Below are 1,147 nucleotides of genomic sequence, written 5' to 3'. Positions count from 1 at the left end.
TCTCCTTTTCCAAGCCCACAACAGCAATCCGAAATTCTCGTTTCTTCAAGCGTTCAAGCTGACGACGAGCGGGTTTTTCTTCTTCCAACAGCACCTCTTTGAGGTGAGCAGGAACTCCCGCTTGAGGAAGCCTGGCTAAATCAAGGGCGTGGCGCAGCACAGTTAAGGCGTCACCCAAACGAATTTCATAATAAGATGAAGCAGTTTTCCAATCCATTTTTCCAATCTATTTTATAGCGTTTATTGCATGTATGAGGTACAGTAAGCAACCTCAAAGTCCCCCTTTTTAAGGGGGATTTAGGGGGATCCCTTGGTACCTCATGGGAAATAGAATTGCTATAATTACTTAAGCACAAATAAAGTTTTCTAAACCATATAGGTTAATAAGACGAGCAATTTTATCGATTTTAGCATCACCATCAGGTAGATTTTTTCTAAGCTCGAACTTTGTTTTTTGACCAATTATATTCTCACCTCCAGGAATTCTCAGCTGGATGTAGGCATCTTCATCACTCGAATAATTAATACTATCCGGACTGAGATTGAGGTTTACTATTTGGTCAATAGGTTGCCCTGAACCATAACATAAAAAATAAGAAGCAGACGATATCAGTTCTTTAACACGATTTGAGGGAATCAGATCATCTTGATTCTTCAAGTCACTTATCTTCAAGTCACTTAATTGATGAGAAGGAACAACTAAGCACAAAATAGATTCTTTTCCTGTAGAGTCTTTTGGTTGCGGTGACAGTGGTGGTGTATATTGCTCTGGTTTTTCTTGGGTTTTAAAAATCACTGGTTTCAGAAAAGCGTAGGAGCCAATAACTATAAGAGAGATGAAAAGTATAAAGATAATTGTCAACCAAGGCTCAGGAGTAACTCGTAAACACTGCGTCAACGGATCCTCTTCTGGCAACGGCTTATCTAATACTTCTTTACATAATACTTTTAATACTCTATCCATATTATTACTCCAATGATTGTTATCATCGTCAATGAAATACTTTTTCAAAAACTGAAAGTCTTGTGTGATGGTCGAATCCTGAGTTATATTGAAATGCTCACAGATTGAAAAAGCAACGTCTGAACTTCAGGTAACAACTTCTAGTCCACTCCTATTCCGGCTTCCGGTTGGAAAAAAAAAAAA

Annotated in this window: 1 protein-coding gene and 1 pseudogene; both read right to left on the bottom strand. The window is 38.3% G+C overall.

The window, feature by feature from the left end:
- Window positions 1-217, bottom strand: a pseudogene (locus F6K20_RS39415) (dynamin family protein); the annotation flags it as partial.
- 129 nt (window positions 218-346) lie between these two features.
- Window positions 347-964: a hypothetical protein gene (locus F6K20_RS39410; RefSeq protein WP_287298585.1), complete on the bottom strand. Its 618-nt coding sequence runs from the start codon at window positions 962-964 to the stop codon at window positions 347-349.
- Window positions 965-1,147: the final 183 nt, after the last annotated feature.

Origin of the sequence: Moorena sp. SIO2C4 (genome assembly GCF_010672485.1) — a bacterium.
Classification (GTDB): Bacteria; Cyanobacteriota; Cyanobacteriia; order Cyanobacteriales; family Coleofasciculaceae; genus Moorena; species Moorena producens.
The sequence above is the reverse complement of the archived record's forward strand: the minus strand, read 5'-3'. Positions and strand labels throughout refer to the sequence as shown.